The 1,647-nt window shown below is 34.9% G+C and carries 1 protein-coding gene and 1 pseudogene; both read left to right on the top strand.

What is annotated here, in order from left to right:
• Nucleotides 1-6 precede the first annotated feature (6 nt).
• The gene (locus AC1DTM_RS25545; protein WP_016105264.1) at nt 7-228 is read left to right on the top strand and encodes a hypothetical protein; all 222 of its coding nucleotides are present in this window, start codon (nt 7-9) and stop codon (nt 226-228) included.
• Between the two features lie 350 nt (nt 229-578).
• A pseudogene (locus AC1DTM_RS25540) lies at nt 579-1,647 on the top strand (IS3 family transposase); the annotation flags it as partial.

Raw genomic sequence — 1,647 nt, 5'->3', positions numbered from 1 at the left:
ATACATATGTGGAAAAAGATTCATAATTACAAGTTTCATTTAAGAGATTTAAAATTTATGCTTTGGCTATTCCCAATCATCGGTTTGTTATACGCTTATGAATTCTTCTCTGGACTAATGTTCCAACAAGAGTTTCACTGGCTCAAATTAATATGCACGATAATAATGATCCTAGCGTTTAGGGATATTAGAAAGAAACTTAAAAACAACGATTATAGAACGGCATGATGTAAAAGGAATCCTTTATGGGTTCCTTTTTCTATGCAAAATAAAAAAGCAGCGAATTTGCTACTTTAAGAATAATCTTTCATCATTTGTTCTTTCATATCTAATTCATCTTTGTACATCAAAGCAAGTGCCAATACTGTAACATAGTACTTTTTCTTGCTAATAGAAGTGTTTCTAGTGCAATTCTTACTGACAAATCATTTAAAATCATCACTTTCTTCACCAAACATAAATGAAAGTTCCTCTAAAACGTCCGGTCTCCCTGAAGTGAACCCGAATAGTGGTACATGAAAAAAACACCTCYTGAATTCKCATAYTWAGTRTGCAAATTCAATGGAGGTGTTTTTYGTTTGAARACAAGAGTTCATTACCCAGAAGAAATAAAGTGGAAAGCACTCGAGATGAAAAAGGATGGTTATTAAAATCATACCATTATGGAGACACTCGGAATTAAAAATATTTCCCAAATTAAGACATGGATGAAATGGCATCGTACAGGTCAAACTTATCGTTTTCAACAACCTGTAGGAAAACAATATTCTTATGGAAAAGGGCCAAAAGAGCTAAGTGAATTGAAACAGCTACGATTAGAAAATAAACATTTAAAAACAAAATTACTTGTATGGGGAAAGTATCTGGAAATCGAAAGGAGCTGAACCCACATACCGTTATTACTCTATGGAATGAATTAAAAACAAAATTAACCGTACAAGAACTGTGTAAAGTATTAGAATTACCACATTCCACATTTTATCGTTGGTTACAGGTAACAGAACGCCCTAAAGACGAGATAGAAGAGAAAGTAAAGAAGATCTGCCTGAGGCATAAATTACGGTATGGGTATCGAAGAGTGACCGCCACTCTTCGAAAAATGGGGCTGTGTGTCAATCATAAAAAAGTATTACGGATCATGAAACAATATCATATACTCTCAAAAGTACGTCGTAAAAAAAAGAAATATATCAATGGTGCTGAACCAGTCGTAGCTCCTCATCGATTAGAACGTCAATTCGAATCATCAGCCCCAAATGAAAAGTGGTTTACGGATGTAACTTACCTATTATTTGGAGAGCGTACATTGTATTTATCAACGATTATGGATGCCTTTAATCGTGAAATTATTAGTTATGTCATCAGTCAATCACAAACTTTGACATTAGCGATGAAGACATTACAACAAGCAATGAGAAGGCGAAAGGTAAAAGACGTCATCCTTCACTCGGATCAAGGAAGTATTTATACTGCGAAGGAATTTCAAGCATATGCCAAAGAAAACGGCATTATCACCAGCATGTCCCGGAGAGGAAATTGCCATGATAATGCCGTCATGGCAAGCTTCTTTGGTCATTTGAAAAGCGAAGCTTTCTACTCACAAAAGATAACAAAAGTATCCAACACAATTGTGCGAAAGATTGTGCT

The organism is Bacillus sp. P4_D3, assembly GCF_056401855.1.
Note: the sequence above shows the minus strand (reverse complement) of the source record. Positions and strands in the feature narration are given on the sequence as shown.

Bases quoted from the DNA above. Each gene is read 5' to 3' on its own strand.
- AC1DTM_RS25545 (WP_016105264.1), top strand. From the start codon at position 7: ATGTGGAAAAAGATTCATAATTACAAGTTTCATTTAAGAGATTTAAAA.